Below are 24,327 nucleotides of genomic sequence, written 5' to 3' on the forward strand. Positions count from 1 at the left end.
AATGAGCGGTCGTATTGTGCAGATTATTGGCGCGGTAATTGACGTTGAGTTTAGCCGTGGTCAAGTGCCTCAAATTTTTGATGCGCTAAGTGTTGATGGCACTGAAACAACTTTAGAAGTACAGCAGCAGTTGGGTGATGGCGTGGTACGTACCATTGCCATGGGTTCAACTGAAGGTTTGAAGCGCGGTCTTAGCGTATCAAACACTGGCGCACCAATCTCTGTGCCAGTAGGTCAAGCGACTTTGGGTCGTATCATGGACGTATTGGGTCGCCCAATCGATGAAGCTGGTCCTGTAAACGCTGTAGAAAAATGGTCTATTCACCGTGAAGCACCAAGCTATGATGAGCAATCTAACTCAACTGAACTACTAGAAACTGGTATTAAAGTTATTGACTTGCTATGTCCATTCGCAAAAGGTGGTAAAGTTGGTCTGTTCGGTGGTGCTGGTGTTGGTAAGACCGTTAACATGATGGAGCTTATTAACAACATCGCATTGAAGCACTCAGGTCTATCAGTATTCGCTGGTGTTGGTGAGCGTACTCGTGAGGGTAACGACTTCTATCACGAGATGCAAGAAGCTGGCGTTGTAAATACCGACGACTTCACTAAGTCTAAAGTTGCGATGGTATACGGTCAGATGAATGAGCCACCAGGAAACCGTTTACGTGTTGCCTTGACTGGTTTGACCATGGCTGAATATTTCCGTGACGAAAAAGACGAAGCTACTGGTAAAGGTCGTGACGTTCTATTGTTCGTTGACAACATCTATCGTTATACACTTGCTGGTACTGAAGTTTCGGCACTACTAGGTCGTATGCCTTCTGCGGTAGGTTATCAGCCTACATTGGCAGAAGAGATGGGTATCCTACAAGAGCGTATTACCTCTACTCAATCAGGTTCGATCACTTCTGTACAAGCTGTATACGTACCTGCGGATGACTTGACTGACCCATCACCAGCTACGACGTTTGCTCACTTGGACGCAACAGTTGTACTTAGCCGTGACATCGCATCTCAAGGTATTTATCCTGCTGTTGACCCACTAGATTCAACATCTCGTCAGCTTGATCCACAAGTTATTGGCGAAGAGCACTACACTGTAGCCCGTGGCGTGCAAGAAGTCCTACAACGTTATAAAGAACTAAAAGACATCATCGCCATCTTGGGTATGGACGAATTGTCTGAAGAAGATAAGATGGTTGTTTACCGTGCACGTAAAATCCAACGTTTCTTGTCTCAACCTTTCCACGTTGCAGAAGTATTTACAGGCGCGCCTGGTAAATATGTGGCGTTACGTGACACCGTCGCAGGCTTTAAGTCGATCATCGAAGGTGAGTACGATCATCTGCCAGAACAAGCATTCTATATGGTTGGTGGCATTGATGAAGCGATTGCTAAAGCTGAGAAGCTACAAGCAGCATAAGTTTAATGATAAGCCAAACCAGACCTTAGGGTTTGGTTTGGTGAGCTAAATTAGTGGCAATTTTTATATATCTTGAAATTGCCATCATTAGACTTAACATTAGGAGAGTATAATGGCAACTTTTAAATGCCGAGTGGTAAGTGCTCGAGAAGAGTTGTATGCTGGCGACATCAGCGTTCTAGTGGCAGCTGGTCACGATGGTGAGATTGGTATTCTTGCGGGTCACACCCCTTTGATTACCCTGCTAAGACCAGGCACTTTGCGCTTAAAAAATGCTGAAGGTGCAGAAGAGATCATCTATGTATCTGGTGGCGTTCTAGAAGTGCAACCAAACATCGTAACTGTTTTGGCAGATTCTGCTGAACGTGCGCAAGACCTAGATGAAGCAAAAATTGCTGAAGCACGCCGCGCAGCTGAACAACTATTGGCAAATCAAAACAACACCGTTCAGACGAATGCTGCACTGGCTGCACTGGCTGAGTCCGTAGCACAGCTACAAACCATCCAAAAATACAAAAACCGCGCTTAATCGGTTGGTATTTTATAAAGCAATCGTATGATTTAGCTTAAGGATAACCATGACAACAAATACACCAACACCTGAAAAAGAAAACATTCCTAGAATCTTGATCGTTGAAGATGATGAAAGATTGGCAATGCTAACCCAAGATTATCTAAGACGTAATGGCTTGGATGTCGCCATTGAGACTGATGGCACGTGTGCGATTCGTCGCATTGTCAGCGAGCAGCCAGATTTGGTGGTGCTAGATGTCATGTTGCCTGGATCTGATGGGTTGACAGTCTGCCGTGAAGTACGACCAAATTACCAAAATCCAATTTTGATGTTAACGGCTCGTACCGAAGACATGGATCAGGTATTAGGCCTTGAGATGGGTGCGGATGACTATGTCGCTAAGCCTGCTCAGCCAAGAGTATTGCTAGCGCGTATTCGTGCATTGCTTCGCCGTTCTGAGACCGCACCTTCTGTAGATTCGCCACAACGTTTAGAGTTTGGTGATCTGGTGATTGATAATGGTGGTCGTTCTGTTACTTTGAATGATGAATTGGTTGACTTTACTAGTGCGGAATATGATTTGCTGTGGCTATTAGCTTCGAATTCAGGTCGAATTTTATCCCGCGAAGACATTTTTGAGCGTCTGCGTGGTATTGAGTACGATGGCCAAGACCGTTCGATCGATGTTCGTATTTCGCGCATCCGTCCAAAGATTGGCGATGACCCAGAGAATCCTAAGCGCATCAAAACCGTTCGTAGCAAGGGTTATTTGTTTGTCAAAGAAGGCAACTAATAATGTATCCAAAAATAAAAGCTGGCTGATGCTGGCTTTTATTTTATTTTTTTGATGATTGTTGATTTTTATGGCGCTAATTTCTTTAACTGAACGCAGTATCTTTTTTCGCATTTATGCAGGGCTTTTATTGGTGTGCCTTGCAGTGGCTTTTTTTGCCTATTTGCTTGTAGATACCATCAACCAAGAGCGTATCCAATCCTATCGCGAGAAAGCCTCTACGGGCGCCTTCTATCTTATCAGTCAAGGCGTGGCGCATCAACAAGAACCAAGTCGTCGTCAGTATTGGCTGTCAGATGCCAGTCGATTGTTTGGTGAGAGTTTCTCAGTTGTTCCAATGAACACGGTTGAATTTAAAGGCCGTGAAATCAGACGTCTCAACGAAGAAAAAACCGTGGTTCGTTATGACTCCGCCACCAAAGAATCAACCATTTATCACCGAATTGCTGGCGAAGATAATCTATTAACGGTTAAGCTATCCCAAGTTGGTGAGCGTCAGGTGCGCGCATTGACGATTTTCTTGTTGGATGATTTGTCTTATTATCCAACTATTGAGGCTAAGACAGGGCGCTTGCAGTTTTTAAGCCAAAAATTTTCTTATCCTATTCAAATTAGACCCATAGATTCGGTGGGTCTTGATTCTAGCCAGATTGCCCGCATTCGTCGTGATGAGCCAGTCATTCTCTATAAAGACGGCGATGGTATTCAAAATTCATTGATCTCATTTGTCGTGGCATCAGAAGTTGATACTTTGGTTATTGTCATTGGTCCTATTGATCTTTTTAATTGGTTTCCGCTGAATCTGATTGCCAGTGTGGTTTTGATTTGTTTATTGCTCATTAGTTTGGGTGTTTATGGTTTGATTTTCCCGCTTGAGCGCAGATTGCAGTTGCTACAGGCGGGTGTAAACCGTGTCATGCAAGGTGATCTAAATACTCGTGTGCAGGTCGTGGGGCATGATGATGTTGCGCGTCTTTCATCTACTTTTAATGCCATGACGCAGCACATCAAGCGTTTGATTGAGGCGCAAAGGGAGCTGACGCGTGCGGTGTCGCATGAGCTTCGTACGCCTGTTGCGCGTATTCGCTTTGCGGTGGATATGCTGGCTGACGAAGATGACTATGAGTCTAGACAATTTCAAAAACAATATATCGATGAAGACATTGAGTCTTTAAATGAGTTGATTGATGAGATCTTGACCTATGCTAAGTTGGAAGAAGGTTCGCCGAAGCTTGAGTGGGAATTGGTCGATTTGGGTGATCTGGTGAGGCAGGTTGAGCGTGAGACGAATGCCCTTGGTAAGGACATTAAGGTTGCGGTGAATATCACTTCGCCTAAGGCGCAGGCGATGGCAGACAGGCGTTATTTGCATCGTGTGGTACAGAACTTGGCAGGTAATGCCATGCGATATGCTGAGAGTAGCATTATCATTAGTACAGGTGTTGTGAAAGGGCGCGCCTTTGTTAGTGTTGAAGATGATGGGCAGGGTATCAAGGAAGAGGATCGTGAAAAAGTCTTTGTGCCATTTGCGCGTCTTGATGACAGTCGTACTCGCGCATCAGGTGGTTACGGTCTTGGGCTGTCCATCGTCTCACGAATTGCCTTTTGGTTCAACGCCAATCTAAAAGTTGATGAAAGCCTTGATCTAAAGGGCGCAAGATTTATCATGGATTGGCCAGCTAAGCAAACGGGCGTGTATATCGTTGCTGATGAACTGACCCAAGCCAAAAGCGATAAAGTGCTGATTGGTGATTAAGTCTTTTATGACTTGATTGAGTTAGTAATAATAAAACCACCTAAGTGATTTTAGGTGGTTTTATGTTATTTTTGGCTATTCTTCGGTATCGTCATTGATAACGACTTGAGTGATGAGTGGGATTTTGATGCAGACATATAGTCCTCCCTCAGGATGATTCATCGCTTCGACCTCGCCTTGGTGTAAGCGTGTGATTCGATTGACGATGGCAAGACCTAACCCGCTGCCTTGAGTGGTGCGTGCTGTCTCTCCGCGCTCAAATGGCTGCATGATGCGCTCTAGCTGATCATCGGCCACACCTTCGCCCTCGTCTTTGACATGAATGATGAGCTTGGGGAATTTGGCATGCGGATCAGTGAGCTCCAGACCAGCATCCTCATCAGTGGCAGGCGGTAGGATCGATGCACCAATATGAATAGGCTCACGACCATAACGAATGGCGTTATTCACCAGATTGATGATGAGGCGCTTGATTGACAGCGGGCGAACAGGCACATCGTGGCTGACATCACTTTCATAGATAAAGCGCGTATCGGTAAACTGCACCATAATTTCCTTAAAAATCGTGTCTAGATTTGTCAAGCGTACAGGTTCGTCTGAGCCATCCTTCATGAATGAAATGAACTGCTCCAAGATGGCATCCATGTCCTCAATATCATAAACTATGCCTTCGCGGAAAAACTCATCGGGCAGCATCTCCGCCGTCAGACGCATTCTGGTCAAGGGCGTGCGCAGGTCATGACTGATGCCTGCTAGCATGATGGTTCGTTCCTTTTGGGCTTGGTTTAGGGTGGTGAATAAGCGGTTAAAAGCGGTATTAACTTGGCGAATCTCTCGCGGACCCTTGTTGGTGGCGAGCGTGGTGGCGTGTCCTTGTTGAATGTAGTCTGTGGCGGCGCGTTCTAGTTTTTTAAGTGGGCGATTTAATCCGCGCACCAGCATCCAGATGGTTAATAAAGTGATGAACGGCAATCCAAAGGCAAAACCTGCCAACACGCCCGTGCTGTACTGAGAATAGTAAGTCACAGGCTCGCGCAGCCATCTGTTGGGGTATTTGCTGTCTTGTACCCATAATTTGGGTTCTGGCTTGAATTTAAAAAACACCTTAACTTCACGCCCAAGCTCACGCCCGATCTCGCTTGCCAATATGTCAGTTAAGTCGCTTACGAAGAATTTATCGGTCACATCAGGAAACCGCTTGGAATCATCGATGATCTCAACATGACTGTTATCAATCAGCCACGCCATCATCTTAGGATCATCTTGCCAAGTGGTGCTGGCACTGTCCATGAGCCTAATTTCACTGGCCAGATAACTTGCGTGGTTCTTTAATTCAGGTAGATACAGACTGCGCCAAAACAGCCATACCGACAGCCAAACACTGGCAAATACGATAAAAATCACCACCAAGATCGTCTGCCAAGTGTTAGAATATAGGCGATGGCGCAAATGGGCAAAAAAATGGCTTAGGCGATGACTCATGGGCTGCTCTGGCATTCATTGAGGTTATGATGTGGAAAATTGTATCACAGCTTCGCGACTTTTCGAAATGTTGATAAAAATTTGCCAAAAATACGATATTTTTTAGATTTTACTTTGAAAGGCGAGCAAATTTTGGTATAATTGAAGTCTTTTTAATGGTTCTGTTTTGTCATCGGCTCATCCTCAACTCGGACGACAGGATTATTAACCTAATTCTTGCAACAAACTTTTTTACTTAATTTTTTAAAGAGAGTTATCATGGTTGTTATTCGTCTAGCCCGTGGCGGCGCAAAAAAACGTCCTTTCTATCAAGTAGTTGTTGCTGACAAGCGTGCTGCACGCGACGGTCGCCACATCGAAAAAATCGGTTTCTTTAACCCACTAGCGCGTGGCCAAGAAGAGACTTTCCGCATTGACCTAGATACTTACAATGCATGGATCGCTAAAGGTGCACAGCCTTCTGATCGTGTAGCTCAGCTAGTAAAAGCTAAGCAAGCTGCTTAATACTTATTGGTGGCTTTGATGCACGCCAAAAGTTAAAACAAAAAATCGGTTTGTGTTGTTCATAGAACTTCTTCGCAAGCCGATTTTTATTTTATCCGTTTTTAGATGATGAAGATATGATCACCACGAAGCCAAATTTACGCCGCGATGTACAAACACCCAATGCTGATGAATTAATCAAAATCGCCACCCTGAAGAAGCCTTATGGCATCAAAGGCTGGCTTTGGGTATTCAGCGAGACGGACAATCGCGCTGATGTTTTTGCCATGAAGCCTTGGTGGATGAAGACAGCGACTGGATTTAAGCCGCTGACGGTGACGAATTGGCGAGAGCAGGGCGCAGGCTTGGTGGCGAGTTTTGCTGAGGTTCTTGACCGCAATGTCGCTGAGACCATGAATGGCACAACGGTTTGGGTGCACCGAGATAATCTTCCTAGTCTTGATGAAGATGAGTATTATTGGTCTGATTTGATCGGTCTTACTGTGATTAACGAAGAAGGCGAGAATCTTGGCATCATTAAAGAGATGTTCGAGACAGGCGCGCACGAGATCATCTCTGTCAAGGCGACTAAAGACAGCATTGATGCTGAGGATCGACTGATTCCATGGCACAAAGAGATTGTGCTTGCTGTGGACCTAGAAAAACAAACCATGCTCGTGGCATGGGGTGCAGACTACTAGCGGATCGGGTTTGGTATGTTTTTTGCGGTTGTTAGTATCATGCCAGAGATGTTCGGCGCGATGCGTGATTTTGGCATCACAGGGCGTGCAGTGATGCGTCAGCAAGCTGTCATTCATGTGATTAATCCGCGGGATTTTACCATGGATAATTATAAGCGCATCGATGAGCGCACCTTTGGCGGTGGACCGGGTATGGTCATGATGGCAGAGCCATTGGAGCGTGCGATTTTACATGCCAAAGAGCAGGCCGAGAACCATTTCAAGGATAAAGGCATCGATGATCCAATTTGTCCTGTTGTCTATATGTCGCCGCAAGGTAAGACTTTGGATGAGCCAAGTGTGGTGGAGTTTGCTAATTATGATGGCATGATTCTACTGTGTGGTCGTTATGAAGGCATTGATGAGCGTCTGCTGGAATGCTATGTCGATGCTGAGGTGTCGATTGGTGATTATGTATTAACAGGCGGGGAGCTGCCTGCGATGGTGCTGATGGATAGCGTCATTCGGCGCATTCCTGCCGTGATGGGTGACGATAAGTCAGCGGTCGAAGACAGCTTTGTGGATGGACTGCTTGACTGTCCGCATTATACCAAGCCGATCGAATTTCAAGGTAAGGCAGTGCCAGATGTGCTACTGTCAGGTCATCATGCCAATATCGCAAAATGGCGATTCATCCAACAAGTAAAACGTACCAAGGCGCGTCGCCCCGATCTGTGGGAGAAATTCACCCCGACCAAAGAACAGGCTAAATGGCTAAAATCATTGGATGATGAGTGATAAAAACTGCTTTAGTTCTTGAATGCGAACAAAATATCTGGTAAAATAGTCAAGTTTTTGCCCATGTGGTTTGGGCTTGCAGTGATTCACTGCTGATCATGTTACGATATGCGACCTCTTAACCACACATACAGGAGGTATCAGCCTATGTCGTTAGATTGGAGATTGCCATGAGCAACAAACATCCTCTAGTTCAACACATCGAAAATTCACAACTTAAAGAGCACCCAGCTTTTGCACCAGGTGACACTGTTGTGGTACAAGTAAAAGTTCGTGAAGGCGACCGTGAGCGTCTACAGGCATTCGAAGGCGTGGTTATCGCTAAGCGTAACCGTGGCTTGAACTCTTCTTTCACCGTGCGTAAAATCTCAAGCGGTATTGGTGTAGAGCGTGCATTCCAACTACACTCACCACTAATCGACAGCATCAGCGTGAAGCGTCGTGGTGACGTACGTCGTGCGAAGCTTTACTACCTACGTGATCGTTTTGGTAAATCTGCACGTATCAAAGAAAAATTGGGTGCAAGAAAAGAAGCTTAATTCTCCTTTTCTCATCTCAAAAAACCCTGTCATTAGACAGGGTTTTTATTTTGTGCGCTTTTGTTGTTCAAAATTATTCAAAGCGTGCGGTTTGCGCATGAGATTTGCTGTGGCTTCGTAGGCGGATGTATAAGGTCTTATCAACTTTGGCGATGATTTTGCCATGCTCGTCGGTGATGTCTACTTGATAGTCGCGGAATACAGGTTCGCCGGACTTGGCAAGGCTGATAATGGTATTAATCTCTTCGGTGTCAATCTTCATGCGTGCGGTGACTTTGCTATCGGCGGCTTTGATGAAGTCGATGGTGGATTTTTTATCCCAGACGACATAGTCTTTACCAAGTCGCGCCATGAGCATCATCATAAAAAACGGATCGGTCATCATGAATAGGCTGCCACCGAACTGTGTGCCGACGATGTTTTGATTGAGCTTGGTCAGTGGCATGCTAACGACGCACAGACTGTTATCAAGGTCCATCACTTCCACGCGAATGCCTGCGCCCACGAGCGGCGCATAGGTGGCAAGCCTTGCCTTTAGTAGGTGTGGCATGAGCTGAGGATAGGCGATTTTGCGACCTTTTTTGATGAGTTTGTCAAGGCGATCTTTGGCGCTTTGAATGGTCATGACGTTCTCTGAACATAAAATGAATATTTTGCCATAGATTTGTCATTTGATAAAGGATAAATGTGGGCGAACATCTTGCAAATGCTAAAATTTGCCTTATTATCAATGCTAAATGACGATAAATTTAACAGACATGAATGATACGCCAAATTCTCCCAATCTTGACCAAGGTCAATCCATTGAAAAAGACAGAAAATCTCACATCGACCACTTATTAAAATCCCTGCCGAACCTACCTGGGGTGTATAAGATGCTTGGTAAGTCAGGCGAGATTTTGTACGTTGGTAAAGCCAAATCCCTAAAAAACCGCGTCACCAGCTACTTCGCTAAGACCGTTGAGCACCCCAAGACGCGAGCGCTCGTGCAGCGCATCTATGACATCGAGATCATCATCGTGCGCGGTGAGACTGAGGCACTGCTGCTTGAGCAAAATCTCATCAAGGTGCACAAACCACCGTATAACATCATTCTGCGTGATGATAAGTCCTATCTGTATGTGTTCATGTCAACTGATCAATTTCCAAGGTTGGGATTCGGACGAGGCAAGGGGAATCACGTCGAAGGAAGGTTCTTTGGGCCGTATCCATCTGCAACAGGCGCAAAAGAAGCATTGCTGCTCATGCAGAAGCTTTTTATGATTAGAAACTGCACCAACAGTTATTTTAATGCGCGAAAACGACCTTGTCTTGAATATCAGATCAAGCGATGTAAGGCGCCTTGTGTGGGTATGGTTAGCCGCGAAGAGTATTTGGATGATGTTAATAGCGCGCTATTGTTCCTAAGTGGGGAGAATGCACAAGTCCAAGAAATGCTGGTCAGCAAAATGGAAAAGGCAGCAGAGGAATTAAACTTCGAGCAGGCGGCATTTTATCGTGATCGAATCACCATGGTCAGTGAGATGCAGGCGCGCCAAGCAGTGTTTCGCCTAGAGGGGGAGGCGGATGTCTTTGCCGTCGATCACAAGGCGGGCGTGACGAGCATCCATGTGCTGACCGTTCGCGGCGGCAAAGTGCTGGGCGGTAAGAATTATTTTCCCGATGAGATTGTGCTTGCTGAGCAGAATAATGCTGAGCGTCTGGCGGAGTTTATTTTGTCTTTTTATTTTCAGGTGAGTGATGATTTGCCCGCTGAGATCATTGTTAGCGAGCATCTGCCTGATGCTGATACCATCGCAGAGCTATTAAGTGAGCAATTTGGCAAAAAAACACAAATCAAACACCGCGTCCAAAAGCATCGCAGTGAATGGCTAAGTCTGGCGGTGTTAAATGCTGACAACGCCCTTAAGGCTAAGATGACAGATTATTATGAACTAAAAGCGCGCTTTAATGCCTTAAAGTTAGTGCTTGAGGCGGTATCGCCACGAGCCATTGATCGCATTGAGTGCTTTGATATCAGCCATACGATGGGCGAGGCGGCGGTGGGATCTTGCGTGGTGTTCGACTCTGGCGGCTCTCGCAAGCGTGATTATCGCCAATATGCCATCCACGACATCACAGGCGGCGATGACTATGCGGCCATGCGCCAGGTGCTCATGCGTCGATATGCCAAGCATGAATTGCCTGATTTATTGTTAATCGATGGCGGTAAAGGACAATTAAACATCGCCAAAGAAGTGCTGAGCGAATTAGGTAAGTTAGATGATACGCTGCTGGTCAGCGTGGCAAAAGGCGAAGGACGTAAGGCGGGGCTTGAGGTGCTGCACTTTATCGATCATAAGCCGATTGATCTACCGATGGATTCTAAGGCGCTGCATCTGATCATGCATATTCGAGATGAGGCGCACCGCTTTGCCATTACCAATCACCGTAAAAAACGCGACAAAGCTCGTGGGTCGTCAGTGCTAGAAGTTATCCCAGGCCTGGGCGAGAAAAGACGGCGTGAACTACTCAATCACTTCGGCGGTATCCAGCAGCTCATCAGTGCATCCGAGCTTGAGATCGCCAGTGTTAAAGGTATTGGTAGGGTCTTGGCGAGTACGATTTATAAGGCGCTGCATGATTGATGGCTATAAGGTTGGATTGGTCTTCACTGTCTTAATGGTTACTATGTTATAATTTTGCTTTTTTAGTCATTGATGTGTCATGTCGATAAAATTACTCCACGCCAAGCCAAAAGGCATTCAGCATACGCCTTTTGAAGATTTTCTTGCGGTGCTGATTGGGACGTTTGTTGTGGGCTTTGGCATCATGCTTCTAAAGCAAAGCGCCATTGCTCTGGGCGGTACGGTTGGTCTATCCATGATGCTGCATCATACGACAGGCGTTGCCTTTGGCGTGTGGTTTTTCGTGGTGAATTTGCCATTTTATTATTTGGGTTATCGCAGATTTGGCGGTAAGATGATCGTACGCACGGCGGTAGCTGTTGCGCTGCTGTCTGTGATAACCGAGATACACCCTTATTTTATAGATGTCGCACAGCCTAGCCCCGCATACGTCGTGATCTTGGCCAATATTCTGATTGGGATTGGGCTTTTGATATTATTTCGCCATCGTACGACGCTTGGTGGCTTTAATTTGCTTGCGCTAGACATCCAAGACCGCCATAACATTCCAGCTGGTAAAGTCTTAATGGTGATGGATGGGGCGGTGTTATTGTTGTCATTATTTTATCTAAATCTGCAGGCCTTCATCTTATCAATCATGGGTATGCTGATTTTAAATGCGATATTGGCGATGAATTTTCGTAAAGACAGATATGTCGGCAGCTAAAAAAACGCACCAATGGGTGCGTTTTTGATTTATTTGCCGGTTAATTGTCCAGCAATCCAGCGCTTAATCGGCGGGAAATTGTTACTGGCGCGAAGGGCGACATCGCGCAGCATGCGCACAGGTCTTGAGTCATTGGTGAACATCGATACCATCGCATTCGTGCCATGATAGAGCGGTCTGGTGTGACGCTGATGGTGTAGATTGTAGGTATGTAGCAGCTTGGCGCTGCCGATGTCGCCATTCTTGCGGTGAGCATTCATAACAAGACTGCCTAGAATATCAACGCTGATCAGACCGAGGTTATAGCCATGTGCAGTGACAGGGTGCATACCAACAGCGGCATCACCAATCAGTGCGGCGCGCTCTGCGATGAACGTCTTGGCATGAACGCCCATGAGCGGGTAGTGGTGAACCGTGCCTGCGATTGTGCATTCACCCAGCTTGTCGCCCATCATGCGCTGTGCTTCTTTGGCAAGTTCGTCAGCAGTCATGGCGAGTAGCTCAGCGACCTGTGTGTTATCCAGTGTGATGACGCAGTTGGTTAGGTTGTCGTGCAGTGGCAACAAGGCAAGGGTGCGCCCATAGAAGAAACATTCTTGGGCGGTGGCGCCATTAGATAGAGGGTGGCTGACTCTAAAGAGAATCACCGTGCGCCCAAAATCGTTCATCTCCGCCCCGATGCCAAGTGTGCGACGTACGAATGACAGGCGACTGTCTGCACCGATGAGTAGGTTAGCGGTTAGGGCTGAGTCGCCATCTAATGTAACGATGGCTTGCTGATGGTTGGTTTCGACGGATGTGATGGTGCTGTCTGTCAATAATGTGACATTGGGTAGATCTTTAACTTCATCGTACAGTGCTTGTCTGATGTTGTGGTTTGAGATGAGATTGCCCAATCTGTCCAATGAGCTGAGTATTTTTAGGTCAGTTGGTACCTTAAAATGCAAAGCATAATTAGAAGTGCCGCTATACACCTTAGCATCTCTTAATGGATAGATGTCATCGGTGCTGAAACGTTGCCATGCGCCTAGGTTTTGTAAGATTTCTTTTGAGCGGTGTGTCAAAGCGATCTCACGCCCATCATAGGCAGGATTTGCGATGCTGTCTAGGCTTGCCTTTTCGACGAGGGTGATGTTTAGGTCAGTGTCTTTAAAATATCTGGCAAACGCAAGCCCTGCCGGACCTGCGCCGATGACGATGATGTCGCTATGACGGCTCATGATGATCTCTTTGTGTTATTGTTTTGGTTTTATTGATTTGATTTATAATCTGCCAGTTCGTTTTTGACCGCAGTGCTTACCCATGCCTTTAGATCATCAGACAGGCGCACCATGTGCTCGCCCAAGAAATCATCTAACTGCGCTGATAATTTTGCACTGATGCGCGCTTCAACATCAGACAATTCTTCTGGGCTAAATTCGCCGCGAGTCTCTTGGATGAGTGGCGTGGTGTCGATGCTATGTACCAATTTAATAGGCTCCTTCGATTCGCCTTGGTGCGTGCTTAGTAGCTCAGATACTGCGCCGCCAAAATCATTATTCGTGAACTGATAATCCTTGGCGGCGATGTCGCTACCGAGCATGTGAATGATGTCGTCTAGTTCTTGATGGAAGGCTTGCTTGACAGCATTTGGGGTGGCAAGCCAGCGTTTAGAGAATTGTAGGGTTGGTGAGAAAGTCGCCATGTGTCATCCTTATTTTTTAAATCTGATTGTTAAAATAACTACTCATAAGCATTGTAAAACAAAACCCACGTCAAATAAAGTACCAAAAAGAAGTAGTGCTGTGCTTCTGGTCTATTTATTTGGCATCAAACTTCGTGAGCGCGTCTGATTTGACCAATTTAAAGCCTTTGCCATCTGTATTCTCGATGATGAATAATGCTTTGATGTGATGGTCGTTTGCCATCCGCAGTGCATTGTCATATGGTACGGCGGTCAGTGCTGTTGCCCAGCCGTCTGCCAGTGCGGTGCTGTCATGCAGAACAGTGACGCTAGGTGCTGAGCCTGCCACAGGTTTTGCGGTGGTTGGGTTGATGGTGTGGCTGTAGCGCACCCCGTTAAATTCCACTGAATTGCGATAGCCGCCAGACGTTGCCATGTGTAGGGTTTGCCCTGATTTTTGGGTGATGGTGGTGATGGTCTCTCGACTGGCAATAGAGCTGTCAATCACGGGTGAATCGATGGCTAGTGTCCATGCACTGCCTTTGGCATTCACGCCTTTGGTGGCGACTTCACCGCCAATTTCTACCATATAATCGGTAATCTGATAATCATCGGTAAGGACACGCGCGATGGTGTCCACGCCATAGCCTTTGGCGATCGCTGAGAAGTCTAGACCTACGCCATCGTGTGTCTTATGGATACTGTCATTGGTTAGAATGACTTTATCCAGACCGATTTTGTCTTTGATGGCGTTTATTTCATTGTCTGTGGGTGGTGATTGCAGTCGCTCGACGCTCATCTTCGAACCAAAGCCCCACAGCTCCACCAAAGGGTAAACCGTCGGATCAAAGCTGCCACCGCTCGCCTGATAAATGGCACGACTGTCGCCAAGCACTTGCAAGAAATCCTTATCCAGTGACATGGGCTGATTGCTCGGCAGTTGATTAAACTTTGAGATTGCGCTGTCTTCGATGTAGGTGGACATGCTTTGGTTCACTTCTTCAAGGCGTGCATCAATGGCGGCTTGAATGTCTGCGCTGTTTTGGTTGTTGTTTTTGAAGGTGATGTGATAAGTTGTCCCCATCGTTTTGCCTTCGATGCTTTGGTAATCGCTCTTTGGCGAACAAGCGGTTAAACAAACGGCAGGTACAGCGAGCAAAAGTAGCAAGTGGCGCATGTCATTCCTAAATGATAAACAAACTGTCGGTTATTTTAGCATTTTTTGATGAATAGATAAAACAAAACCGCCAAAGAGCGGTTCGTTGATAATGAGAACGATGGATTAAGATTGGCGCTGCCAAGTGGTGAATTCAAAAGCAATGCCGCTCTTGTCATCGGTTTGTTGCTCTGAACGCCAGATTTCCTTGAATTCATTGCCGATGGTAGGATAATGCGTGTCACCTTGCACGTCCAGATCGACTTCGGTGATTTCTAAGATATCCGCCATGCTTAGGCTTTGGCGGTAAATCTCGCCTCCGCCAATAACAAAAATTCTATCTTTGCCCAGTCGCGTCGCGTCAGCTTTGGCACTCTTGATAGCGGTTGGCAAATCATGAGCGACTGCCACACCGTCTGCTGTCCATGCCGTATCTCGTGTAATGACGTGATGTGTGCGATTGGGCAAAGGTCGACCGAGCGACTCAAAGGTCTTTCGCCCCATGACAATCACGCCCCCTGTGGTCATCTCTTTAAAATGCTTTAAATCAGCAGGGATATGCCAAGCTAGGTCGTTGGCTTTGCCTATGCAGTTTTGGCGGTCTTTGGCGACCACATGGACGATCTTGATGTTATTCATATCACACCGCCACGTCTGCCTTGATGCGCTCATGCGATTGGTAGTTTTCGATGCTGATATCATCAAAACCAAAGGCAAAAATATCCTTAATTTTAGGATTTAATTTAAGCTGACAAAGTAGCAATGGCTCGCGGGTTAATTGTAATTTGGCCTGTTCAAAATGGTTATGATACAAATGCGTATCGCCGCCCGTCCACACAAATTCGCCCACGTCTAGCCCGCATACTTGAGCGATCATATGGGTAAATAGGGCGTAGCTTGCGATATTAAACGGCACGCCCAGAAACACGTCCGCACTGCGCTGATACAGCTGACAGGATAGCTTGTCATTCACGACATAGAACTGAAACAGCGTATGACAGGGTGGTAGGGCGACTTGGCTGGCTTCATTGGGATTCCAGCCTGAGATGATGAGGCGGCGAGAGTCGGGATTGGTTTTGATTTCGTTGATGAGCCATTTGATCTGATCAAAGCCGTCTGTCTGATACGAGCCGTTAGCGTTTTTGGTCGCCCCAAAGTTACGCCACTGATGACCATAAACAGGGCCCAAATCACCTTCTTGACGACCGAATCTTGCTGTCTGCTCCGCGGTCGCCCACTCGTCCCAAATGGTTACACCATTATCCTGCAAATATTTGACGTGAGTATCGCCTTTGATGAACCATAACAGTTCGTGCGTGATGGATTTCATGTGTACTTTTTTGGTGGTAAGTAGGGGAAATCCATCCGTCAAATCAAATCGCATTTGATAACCAAACACCGAACGAGTGCCTGTACCGGTGCGGTCAGATTTGTCTTGTCCTTTGTCTAGGATGTGTTGTAATAATTCTAGATATTGTTTCATGTCCGTGCCTTAGGCTTTTTGCCAATCGTAGATGTTCTTTTTGTAGGCGAGCACCATCAAAATCAAGCCAGCGATGATCATCGGCGAGCTGTATAGTTGCCCTTTGCTCATCCATCCAAAGATCAGCTCATAGCCAACATCTGGCTGACGGAAAAATTCGGTAATAAAACGGCTGCAACCATAACCCAACAAGAACAGCGCAGATACAGCATAGCGCGGACGTGGCTTGGTGCTAAACCACCACAGCAGTATGAACAGTAATGCGCCTTCGGTCAGTGCTTGATATAACTGGCTTGGGTGGCGTGGCAGTAGGAAATAATCGCCCATCTGCATCGCGATATTGTGCAGGCTTGGGTCGGTGTTGATGAGCTCATGGTCGGCGTGAACTGCTTGGGGAAAATACATCAGATGACCATAATCGCCGTGCGATACGCGCCCCCACAGCTCGCCATTAATGAAGTTGCCCAGTCGCCCAAGCAAAAGCCCCGTTGGCACGGCAGGCGCGATAAAATCCAGCACGGTAAAGGCGTGTTTTTTGTATTTACGTCCAAAAAAATACATAGCAAAAAGCACGCCCACAAAGCCACCATGAAAGCTCATGCCGCCTTCCCACACGCGCAGCAGGTAGGAAGGATTGGATAAAAATTCGCCAAAATTGTACAAAATCACATAGCCGATACGACCGCCCAAAATCACACCCAGCGCCCCATAAAATACCAAATCTGAGACCATCTCTTGGGTGAAGTCGACGCGTTTTTTGGCGCGATAGCTTGCCAAGCCATATGCGAATAAGAATGCAAGCAAGTACATAAGCCCATACCAATGCAGCTCAATAAAGCCTAAATCTAGGGCGACAGGGTTAAATTGGGGGTGGATAATTGCCATGATTGTCCGAATTTTTGAAATGATTAACCGCTCATTATAGCGAAATTTTTGATTTTTATCTAAGTTTTATTAGTTGGTTTTTGTGAATAAAAAAGACCAAGCGACTGCTTGATCTTTTTTCTGGGTACTTTTGTTAGTACTTGGAGGGTGGTAGAATCAGCTCGCTTTTTAGGGGGAGTTGTTCTATCAGCTCTTGCAATGCTTTTTGATAGACGCCGCGCTTAAAAGCGACGACTTGATTTAAAGGATACCAATAGCTGACCCATTGCCACTCATCAAATTCGGGTTTTGAAGTATCAAATCGAATGTGTTGGGCGTTGTTTTCATCCAAGCGGAGCAAAAACCATTTTTGTTTTTGCCCAATACACAAAGGCTCTTGGTTGGTGCGGACATAACGTTTTGGTAAGCGGTAGCGCAACCAATCTTTGGTAACCGCAAGCAATTCCACGTGCTGTGGATAAAGTCCGACTTCTTCATATAGCTCGCGGTACATGGCATCAAGTGGAGTTTCGCCATAATCGATCCCCCCTTGTGGAAATTGCCAGCTGTCGTGTCCGATGCGTTTTGCCCAAAGCACTTGACCTTGTGTATTTGCCAAGATGATACCGACGTTGGCTCGAAAGCCGTCTGAATCAATCATGACTAAACTCATTATTTAAAATTTATAAAAATTCTACCCAAAATAATAGGCAGATAACTTAATGACTATTAAAACAAATTTTCACCAAAAAGTGTAATATTTTTTTGAATAAAAATGTTTCTAGATGGTTTTTGGGTTGATCGCTAACTTTTGGCTTGCTTTATTGTCATAAAAAATGAAACGAACAACTGATTACACCTTGAAAATCCTGCAAAAAACCGCCATAGTGTAGCTGGTTTCATGTATTATATTAATAACCTAATAATCATCTAATAAATTGGAGTGCTGTATGTCTGATATGAATGCCCGTGTGTCATGGCTAAAAAATGACGTGATTAATTTTAGTGCCAAAAGTGGCTCAGGTCATGAGGTGATCATCGATTCTGCTCAGACATTGGGTGCTAAGCCGATGGAACTCATCTTGATGGGTGTGGGCGGCTGTGCCAGTTATGATGTGGTGAGCATTCTACAAAAATCCCGTCAAGCGGTCGCGGACATCCACTGCGAAGTCTCTGCCAAGCGTGCCGATGCAATTCCTGCGGTGTTCACTGACATTCATTTGCACTTTGTGGTGTCAGGCACGAATGTCAAAGAATCACAAGTTGCCAAAGCGATCGAGCTGTCTGCGACCAAATACTGCTCGGCCTCAAAAATGCTGGCTGATGGCGGTGTGAACATCACTCATGATTATGAAATCATCGAAGTTGCGTCATGAATAGCATCATGATGTTCGTCGCCAATTTCTCATCCGACATGGACATTGCCATCAAGGCGATGTTGGTGGCGTGTCTGTTGCCGTTTGTGTTTGCCATGTTTGCCAAGGCGACAGGCGGGTTTAAGATGTCGGATAATGCCAATCCAAGACAGTTTCTTAGCCATGTGACAGGGCTGTCAGCGCGCATGAATGCTGCTCAGCAGAACAGCTTTGAGGGGTTGCCGATTTTCTTGGCGGCTGTGATTGTGGCGATGTATTGTTTTGTGCCACAGAATGTGATCAATGTGCTGGCGTGCCTATATGTACTGCTGAGAATTGGCTACGGTGCGGCGTACGCCTTTAATATGCCGTTGGTGCGCTCGGTGCTGTGGGTGCTTGGCTTATTATGTTGCGTGATGCTCTTTTATTTTGCGATTTTGGTTGTTTAAGTGACCGATAATACGCTGACCGCTAAAGATCATTTAGCGGTTTTTTAGCGATCAAAATACCGTTTTAGACCGATGAGCAGCAGTTCTTTTTCTACCTTTAGGGCATCATCAAATTGCACATTTATCATATCCGCCCCGCCCCCTGTGAGCGTAATCTCAAAATCAGGGTAGTCTGCTTGCAACGCACGCACCGCCCCCACCACGCCAAACAGTACGCCATGATTGACCGCATCAAAGGTCGTCCGCCCAAGCTCGGTGCTGTCAAACCGCCCAGCCTTCACCGCAATCTGCTGAGTGCCTGCATACAGGGCGTGGCGTTGCATATAGACGTTGGGCAGGATATATCCGCCCAAATGTATGCCGTGTTCTATCAAATCAATCGTTAAAGCCGTGCCACAGCCGACCACGCATTGTTTTTTGGTGTTATCCACCACGCCAAGCATTTGTAGCCATCTGTCCACGCCAAGCTGATTGGGGTCATAATGGCTTGTCAAAAGGGAGTGATTGGCATTGACTTTGGCAAATTCAAAGGGTGCGGCAAAGCCTTGCAAGGTCTTGTCAATGGCGGTGTTAATCTTATCGCCAAGCACGCTAGAAATCCCCACAAATTCAGGCTCAAAGCTCGCCAGCGTGCCAAGTAGTCCAAGTAATAATTCATTGGGGGCTTTTAGGTGTTCTTTTGCGTCATGGGCGATAATGGTGTCGTTATCTACAATCCAATATTTTAGGCGGGTATTGCCCAAATCCAGCCAAAGTTTTTTCATGATTTTCCTTAGTTTGTAACGATTTTTGCCATACCTGCAAATATCCGATTAATATTACCATTATCATTTAATAACAATTCGCCTTGATTGCCAATGCCAATACATCTGCCTTTTGCATAAATATCCGTCATATTATTTTGCATAAAAATATGAATAAGTTTATCGGTCAAAAGATGATTGGCGTTAAATTTATCAATAAAATTTTGTAGGTACATGGGTTCTTTACAATAATTGCAAATTTCTACCGCTTGAAATATGGCATTTGCCATTGGGATATATAAATCTTGGGCGGTTGTTTTTATATCAGATGATTCTTTTAAACACGTCGCTTGATAAAGACCGTCTTTTATCACAGGCGAATTATTGACATTTAGCCCCACGCCAATCACCACACCCACAAGTGTATTTTTGTCGTTTAATTTTTTAAAAACAGGTTCAATTAAAATGCCAGAGAGTTTTTTAAAAAATCCTGCCTTATCATCATAAAATCCCACGTCATTTGCCCATTTGACGCCAATGGGAGGTAGGTTATTTTCGGTGCGAATTTGATTAATGGTTTGAATGATTTTTAATTGAGTAAGTTGATAGCCTACCGCCAATGACAATAAGCCCGATAATTGATGTAACTCAAATTGCCCCTGCCCAATCGGAACATATAAAGACAAAAAAACATTGTCCGCACCGCTCACCCACGTCCGCCCATGCTGTCCACGCCCTGCCGTTTGGTGGTTTGCCGTGTATAGGTGGGGGGCGGTGTGGGGGTGCGTGCCGTCTTTGATGGCGTGGATGAGCTGGGTGTTGGTGCTGTCTGTCGTGTCAAAATGGGTGTGGGGCGTGGCGGTCAAAAAATCTGGCATGGGGCGGTTTTTGGTTGTTTCAAATGAATAAAAATAAGCTATAATACCATAAATTTGGTAAATGTGAGAGTATGTAACATGATGTATCTATGGTTTGTGGTGGCAGGGGCATTTGCTGGCGTGTGTGCAGGGCTGTTTGGTGTGGGCGGTGGTCTCATCATCGTGCCTGCACTTGTGTGGATTTTGGGGGCGTATGGCTTTCCGAGCGAGTTTATCCCCCATGTGTCGGTGGGGACGGCTTTGGCGACTATCATCATTACGTCTATCAGCTCTTTGACGGCTCACAACAAAAAAGGCGGGGTACGTTGGGATGTGTTTAAGAATCTAACCTATGGCTTGGTGGTCGGTTCGCTGTTTGGGGCGTGGGTGGCAACGCTTATCAAGGGGGATTATTTGCAAGGTCTGATTGGTGTGTTTGCCATTGTCATGTCCATACAGATGTTTATGAAAAAGGCGGACGAGAAGATCAAGCCTCTGCCAAGCCCTGTGAGCCAGAGTGTCGCTGGTGGCGTGATTGGCATGGCATCGGCGATTTTTGGCATCGGTGGGGGCAGTCTGAATGTGCCGTATCTGACCCACGCAGGTCTGCCGATTAAGCAAGCGGTGGGAACATCGGCAGCGTGCGGTCTGCCGATTGCCATCGCAGGGGCGTTAGGCTTTATGATATTTGGGCGAAGTCATGTGGCTAGTATGAGCGAGCCTGTGGCAGGACTGCTTGGCTTTGTGCATTTGCCTGCCTTCGTCGCCATTAGCGTGGCAAGCTTCATCACTGCCAAACTTGGAGCAAAAATCGCCCATAAACTGCCAGCAGGTACACTCAAAAAAGCCTTTGCCTGTTTGCTCATTGTGGTGGGGTGTCAGTTGTTGTATAGCAGTATGGTTTGATGGTGCAAATTGAATTGCTGGCAATGCGTAACTATAGCAAAAAGGTATGTGTCATATCACACCTTTTTGCTACATGTTTGACTAGATAATCCCTTGTTTTTCTTTAATAGATTGTAGCATTTGCAGTGCTTCTTTGGAAATGCTATTAAGGTAATGGCTATGAGACGGTTGTTTACTGTGACATTCTTTGCATAGAGCTTTTAAATTGCTGTAATGATTATGGTGTTTGACGCCATCAATATGATGAACATCAAGTAGTTGTCGGTGATTGGTTAGATTAACATCGCATTCTTCACAAGTCCAGTCTTTGTGTTGACGGTATTGCTGAGAAATTTGACCCCAGTTATCAGCATAGCCTGGCTGATCTTGACCAATATTTGGCGGTTCTTGACTAAATCCGCCACCAGTTTTGTAGGCTGAGAAAAACTCATTTAAATCAAATGTGCGATAAATTTCTTTTTGCTCTTTTCGAGATACAAGGTTGTATTTTTTATAGTTAAGATGTTTTAGGCAGCTAATGCAGACATGCAGTTGTGTTTCGCCAGATTTTGGTTTTCTATCATACTTGCCAACCCCATGAATTTTAAAAATTCCTTCAGTGCTGTTTGTTGCTTGGTAGCGAGCAAAACGGTTTTCTTGCTTCATATGTTCGATTGTTGAGCAATCGGAGAGATGAAATTTACGACCTTCTTTCTCCCCGCTCATTACATCGTCAAAGTTAAAGCCTTGATCGGGGATGAACAGTAGAACATTTCGACCTTTATAAGTCCAAACCCTTGTTCTTGGATCGATTTTCACCTCGTCCAGACTAACCGAAATGCCCTCGGAGGTACTGATTGGAATATCAATATTAATATCAAGTGGAGCTAGGTCTATCTCAATTTTTCCATCTCGCTTGGGATTGATTTTTAGAGATAGATTTTTCAATGACTCTAACATGTCAGTTAAGTTCATTGCCACTCTCCAGCAATTTGGTTGATTTGTTCGCCTGCATTAGTGATGATTCGGAAAGTTACTCGTTTGGACTGTGATTTGTCCTCGCGACCTTGATCATCCTTGATGGTTTTGGCAGATGATAGTCCTACCGCTGCAAGATTTTCTTTGATCCAAGGGCGATATTGGCTTACTTGTGGAATGGTATATACATAATTTAACACCGCTCGAGTTCTCTCTTGCGACAGTCGCATATTTTCAAAATAAGCCGTATCTGAGCCTGCACCAATTTTCCAATCGCTACTGGTATGTCCCTCGATGCGGATTTCTTCGATATAGTCCTTGTATTGATTTACCACTTTAATATAGCGTGGAAAAAAATCATTCAATGTTTTAGCATAGCTCGGTTTGATATTGGACTGACCTGCTTCAAATAAAATATCGGGTGAGTTAAAAACAAAGGTTAAAGTTTTTTGATCAATATCTGCACCCATATGCTTAAGGTCTTTTTCAAATTCCTGCATGAGTGCTTTATAGATTGCCTGTTGAGTATCTTTGTATTTTTCAGCGGTTTGTCTGACTTGCATGATAAGACTGATGGCGATAAATAGGAATAAAATCATTAAGCCAGACATTAAATCGGAGATGGGTAGCCACTCTGAATCATCATTATTGAGGGTTTGTATATTATTTAGAATTTTATTAATTGGCATTATCTAAAACCTCCATTTTGACGAATAACTCGATTCATCTGTTCGGTAAGACTTGCATAATCATTGGCAAATTGTCGTGTGATATTAACCAGTGAAGTAGCCATGTCTGAGATGGTTTTTTCTTGGGTTGTTGCCATATTTTTTTGGGTTTCTTTCAGGATTTCATTAATATCTTTTTGCATGTCACTATAGGATTTTTGTGCACTTTTTGTCAGATCTCGCATTTGCACTCTGATAAACTCTTTTTGCTCGCTGGTAATATTCATTAAAGAGGTCTGAAGGTCTTGTTGTGCTTTTTGTATTAAATGTTCAAAATTTGACACCCAGTTGGTTAGATTTTGTTGCATCTCACGAGTGGCAATTTGGATGTTTTGACTGCCATTTTGCATATTATCAAGCACAGATTTGATGTGTTCTTGAATTTTTGGTAGGGATTCTACTGCTTGCTGTCTAATATCTGCAAAAGTTTGCAAGTGTTTGGCTAATTCATTTAGTTGATTTTGATTGTCATTAATAATTATACCTAGACCCCTCATGTAATCTGGAATGAATTTTGTGGAATCTTCAATTTTGATAACAGCCTCTTTGGTGTTGTTAATCGCTTGAACACCAAGAGCATATTGCTCTGTCATTGCTTGAATTTGCTGTCGATAGTTTTCTTGCCATGTAACAAGTTCGAAAACAGCACGGTTGAGCTCTTTGAAATTTTCGCCAAATTGTTCGGTTAGATTTTCGTTGAAATCATGAATGACATCTTTAAGGGCTTCAATAATGGTTTCGGTGGCGGATTTAGCAAGTGTTTCGGTTACCTTGTCCATTTCTTGCCATAGCTTGATTTCAAATTCTTTATTGTGTTTTTGATAATCATTGAAGTCGCTACGCATTAGGCGAATTTGACCGATTAGGCTATTATCACCATCTTGACCAATGGCGTTGATTAGTAAGGTCAATTTTTCAACTGATTGAGAGCTGTTTTCAGTTTGTTGTATAAATGATTGAATCAGTTGTTCTCCAGTGGCGTCGCTTTGATTGGCATCGTCTTTCTTAAAGATGATGAGTACTTTTAGGATGATGGAAAGCAGTAAGCCTTCAACACTGGTAATAAATGCGGTTTGCATGCCACTGATAATAATATCGATTTGTTCTTTGATATTGTCCACGCCGTCAAAGCCTAGAAGAGCAATCACAATGCCGAAAAATGTACCAAAGATGCCAAGTGATGTTAACAGAGTGGGAGCTTGTTTAACAAATTTGGTTTGTTTATTTTTCTGGAGCCAGTATACACTTAGGCAAAAGACACTAGTAATAATAATGGTGAAAATCAAGTTTAGACCGCTAAACATACCGATAAATAAAGACATACCGCCTCTTGAGTTGATTATTGAAAAATATGAGAAATAT

27 protein-coding genes are annotated in these 24,327 nt (G+C 45.1%); 13 read left to right on the forward strand and 14 right to left on the reverse strand.

Features of this window, described 5'->3' with window-relative positions:
* The first annotated feature begins 1 nt into the window (after position 1).
* From atpD to DYD54_RS01985, 4 genes are all read left to right on the forward strand, one after another.
* Positions 2-1,426 (forward strand): F0F1 ATP synthase subunit beta, encoded by a 1,425-nt coding sequence (atpD, locus tag DYD54_RS01970; protein WP_063513545.1) that lies wholly within the window; start codon positions 2-4, stop codon positions 1,424-1,426.
* A 112-nt stretch (positions 1,427-1,538) separates the two neighbouring features.
* Positions 1,539-1,955 carry a F0F1 ATP synthase subunit epsilon gene (locus tag DYD54_RS01975; protein WP_063513546.1) on the forward strand — a complete coding sequence of 139 codons (417 nt, stop codon included), beginning with the start codon at positions 1,539-1,541 and terminating at the stop codon, positions 1,953-1,955.
* 49 nt (positions 1,956-2,004) lie between these two features.
* The gene (locus DYD54_RS01980; RefSeq protein ID WP_063513547.1) at positions 2,005-2,733 is read left to right on the forward strand and encodes a response regulator; all 729 of its coding nucleotides are present in this window, start codon (positions 2,005-2,007) and stop codon (positions 2,731-2,733) included.
* 70 nt (positions 2,734-2,803) lie between these two features.
* Entirely contained in the window at positions 2,804-4,489 is a 1,686-nt protein-coding gene (locus tag DYD54_RS01985) for an ATP-binding protein (RefSeq protein ID WP_063513548.1), read from the forward strand.
* A 75-nt stretch (positions 4,490-4,564) separates the two neighbouring features.
* On the opposite strand, the gene DYD54_RS01990 is transcribed toward DYD54_RS01985, so the two are convergent.
* Positions 4,565-5,971 carry an ATP-binding protein gene (locus DYD54_RS01990; RefSeq protein WP_063514922.1) on the reverse strand — a complete coding sequence of 469 codons (1,407 nt, stop codon included), beginning with the start codon at positions 5,969-5,971 and terminating at the stop codon, positions 4,565-4,567.
* A gap of 258 nt (positions 5,972-6,229) precedes the next feature.
* On the opposite strand from DYD54_RS01990, the gene rpsP reads away from it, so the two are divergent.
* From rpsP to rplS, 4 genes are all read left to right on the forward strand, one after another.
* Complete coding sequence (gene rpsP, locus DYD54_RS01995; protein WP_046696103.1) at positions 6,230-6,475, forward strand: 30S ribosomal protein S16; 246 nt, start codon at positions 6,230-6,232, stop codon at positions 6,473-6,475.
* A gap of 116 nt (positions 6,476-6,591) precedes the next feature.
* Entirely contained in the window at positions 6,592-7,155 is a 564-nt protein-coding gene (gene rimM / locus DYD54_RS02000) for a ribosome maturation factor RimM (RefSeq protein WP_063513549.1), read from the forward strand.
* Between the two features lie 15 nt (positions 7,156-7,170).
* Entirely contained in the window at positions 7,171-7,932 is a 762-nt protein-coding gene (gene trmD / locus DYD54_RS02005; protein WP_063513550.1) for a tRNA (guanosine(37)-N1)-methyltransferase TrmD, read from the forward strand.
* Positions 7,933-8,102: 170 nt separating this feature from the next.
* Positions 8,103-8,471, forward strand: coding sequence for a 50S ribosomal protein L19 (rplS, locus tag DYD54_RS02010; RefSeq protein ID WP_036365879.1), 369 nt, complete (start codon positions 8,103-8,105; stop codon positions 8,469-8,471).
* Positions 8,472-8,544: 73 nt separating this feature from the next.
* On the opposite strand, the gene DYD54_RS02015 is transcribed toward rplS, so the two are convergent.
* Entirely contained in the window at positions 8,545-9,096 is a 552-nt protein-coding gene (locus tag DYD54_RS02015) for a DUF4442 domain-containing protein (protein ID WP_046696107.1), read from the reverse strand.
* Between the two features lie 133 nt (positions 9,097-9,229).
* Between DYD54_RS02015 and uvrC the strand changes: the two genes are divergently transcribed.
* Both uvrC and DYD54_RS02025 read left to right on the forward strand, forming a co-directional pair.
* Positions 9,230-11,098, forward strand: coding sequence for an excinuclease ABC subunit UvrC (uvrC, locus tag DYD54_RS02020; RefSeq protein ID WP_063513551.1), 1,869 nt, complete (start codon positions 9,230-9,232; stop codon positions 11,096-11,098).
* Positions 11,099-11,177: 79 nt separating this feature from the next.
* Entirely contained in the window at positions 11,178-11,804 is a 627-nt protein-coding gene (locus DYD54_RS02025) for a DUF6198 family protein (protein ID WP_063513552.1), read from the forward strand.
* A gap of 29 nt (positions 11,805-11,833) precedes the next feature.
* Here DYD54_RS02025 and ubiM read toward each other — a convergent pair whose 3' ends face one another.
* The 7 genes from ubiM to DYD54_RS02060 all read right to left on the reverse strand — a co-directional run bounded on the left by ubiM (position 11,834) and on the right by DYD54_RS02060 (position 17,631).
* Complete coding sequence (ubiM, locus tag DYD54_RS02030; RefSeq protein WP_063513553.1) at positions 11,834-13,024, reverse strand: 5-demethoxyubiquinol-8 5-hydroxylase UbiM; 1,191 nt, start codon at positions 13,022-13,024, stop codon at positions 11,834-11,836.
* Positions 13,025-13,053: 29 nt separating this feature from the next.
* Positions 13,054-13,488: a hypothetical protein gene (locus tag DYD54_RS02035; RefSeq protein ID WP_046696111.1), complete on the reverse strand. Its 435-nt coding sequence runs from the start codon at positions 13,486-13,488 to the stop codon at positions 13,054-13,056.
* Positions 13,489-13,603: 115 nt separating this feature from the next.
* Positions 13,604-14,644, reverse strand: a complete 1,041-nt coding sequence (locus tag DYD54_RS02040; RefSeq protein WP_063513554.1) for an FAD:protein FMN transferase — start codon at positions 14,642-14,644, stop codon at positions 13,604-13,606.
* A gap of 105 nt (positions 14,645-14,749) precedes the next feature.
* Positions 14,750-15,262 (reverse strand): dihydrofolate reductase, encoded by a 513-nt coding sequence (locus DYD54_RS02045; RefSeq protein ID WP_063513555.1) that lies wholly within the window; start codon positions 15,260-15,262, stop codon positions 14,750-14,752.
* 1 nt (position 15,263) lies between these two features.
* Positions 15,264-16,106, reverse strand: coding sequence for a thymidylate synthase (locus DYD54_RS02050; RefSeq protein WP_036365901.1), 843 nt, complete (start codon positions 16,104-16,106; stop codon positions 15,264-15,266).
* 9 nt (positions 16,107-16,115) lie between these two features.
* Entirely contained in the window at positions 16,116-16,991 is an 876-nt protein-coding gene (gene lgt / locus DYD54_RS02055; protein ID WP_063513556.1) for a prolipoprotein diacylglyceryl transferase, read from the reverse strand.
* 133 nt (positions 16,992-17,124) lie between these two features.
* Positions 17,125-17,631: an RNA pyrophosphohydrolase gene (locus DYD54_RS02060; RefSeq protein ID WP_046696116.1), complete on the reverse strand. Its 507-nt coding sequence runs from the start codon at positions 17,629-17,631 to the stop codon at positions 17,125-17,127.
* Positions 17,632-17,929: 298 nt separating this feature from the next.
* Here DYD54_RS02060 and DYD54_RS02065 point away from each other — a divergent pair, with 298 nt between their 5' ends.
* Positions 17,930-18,346, forward strand: coding sequence for an OsmC family protein (locus DYD54_RS02065; RefSeq protein WP_063514923.1), 417 nt, complete (start codon positions 17,930-17,932; stop codon positions 18,344-18,346).
* The gene (locus DYD54_RS02070) at positions 18,343-18,774 is read left to right on the forward strand and encodes an MAPEG family protein (protein WP_084260561.1); all 432 of its coding nucleotides are present in this window, start codon (positions 18,343-18,345) and stop codon (positions 18,772-18,774) included. The genes DYD54_RS02065 and DYD54_RS02070 overlap by 4 nt, the downstream gene beginning before the upstream one ends.
* Before the next feature lie 44 nt (positions 18,775-18,818).
* Here the strand turns inward: DYD54_RS02070 and DYD54_RS02075 are convergent, their stop codons facing one another.
* On the reverse strand, positions 18,819-19,538 hold the full coding sequence (locus DYD54_RS02075) for a type III pantothenate kinase (protein ID WP_063513557.1): 720 nt from the start codon (positions 19,536-19,538) through the stop codon (positions 18,819-18,821).
* A gap of 8 nt (positions 19,539-19,546) precedes the next feature.
* A complete protein-coding gene (locus DYD54_RS02080; RefSeq protein WP_063513558.1) occupies positions 19,547-20,395 on the reverse strand; it encodes a biotin--[acetyl-CoA-carboxylase] ligase in 849 nt (282 codons plus the stop codon).
* 78 nt (positions 20,396-20,473) lie between these two features.
* Here DYD54_RS02080 and DYD54_RS02085 point away from each other — a divergent pair, with 78 nt between their 5' ends.
* Complete coding sequence (locus tag DYD54_RS02085; protein ID WP_063513559.1) at positions 20,474-21,280, forward strand: sulfite exporter TauE/SafE family protein; 807 nt, start codon at positions 20,474-20,476, stop codon at positions 21,278-21,280.
* An 81-nt stretch (positions 21,281-21,361) separates the two neighbouring features.
* Here the strand turns inward: DYD54_RS02085 and DYD54_RS02090 are convergent, their stop codons facing one another.
* From DYD54_RS02090 to DYD54_RS02100, 3 genes are read right to left on the reverse strand one after another with little or no spacing between them, the layout of a single operon-like run.
* Positions 21,362-22,234: an HNH endonuclease signature motif containing protein gene (locus tag DYD54_RS02090; protein WP_063513560.1), complete on the reverse strand. Its 873-nt coding sequence runs from the start codon at positions 22,232-22,234 to the stop codon at positions 21,362-21,364.
* The gene (locus DYD54_RS02095; protein WP_228703579.1) at positions 22,231-22,926 is read right to left on the reverse strand and encodes an OmpA family protein; all 696 of its coding nucleotides are present in this window, start codon (positions 22,924-22,926) and stop codon (positions 22,231-22,233) included. Before DYD54_RS02095 ends, DYD54_RS02090 begins: the two co-directional genes overlap by 4 nt.
* The gene (locus DYD54_RS02100; protein WP_063513561.1) at positions 22,926-24,287 is read right to left on the reverse strand and encodes a MotA/TolQ/ExbB proton channel family protein; all 1,362 of its coding nucleotides are present in this window, start codon (positions 24,285-24,287) and stop codon (positions 22,926-22,928) included. The genes DYD54_RS02095 and DYD54_RS02100 overlap by 1 nt, the downstream gene beginning before the upstream one ends.
* Between the last annotated feature and the right edge of the window lie 40 nt (positions 24,288-24,327).

The sequence above is a fragment of the Moraxella ovis genome (assembly GCF_900453105.1).
Lineage (GTDB): Bacteria > Pseudomonadota > Gammaproteobacteria > Pseudomonadales > Moraxellaceae > Moraxella > Moraxella ovis.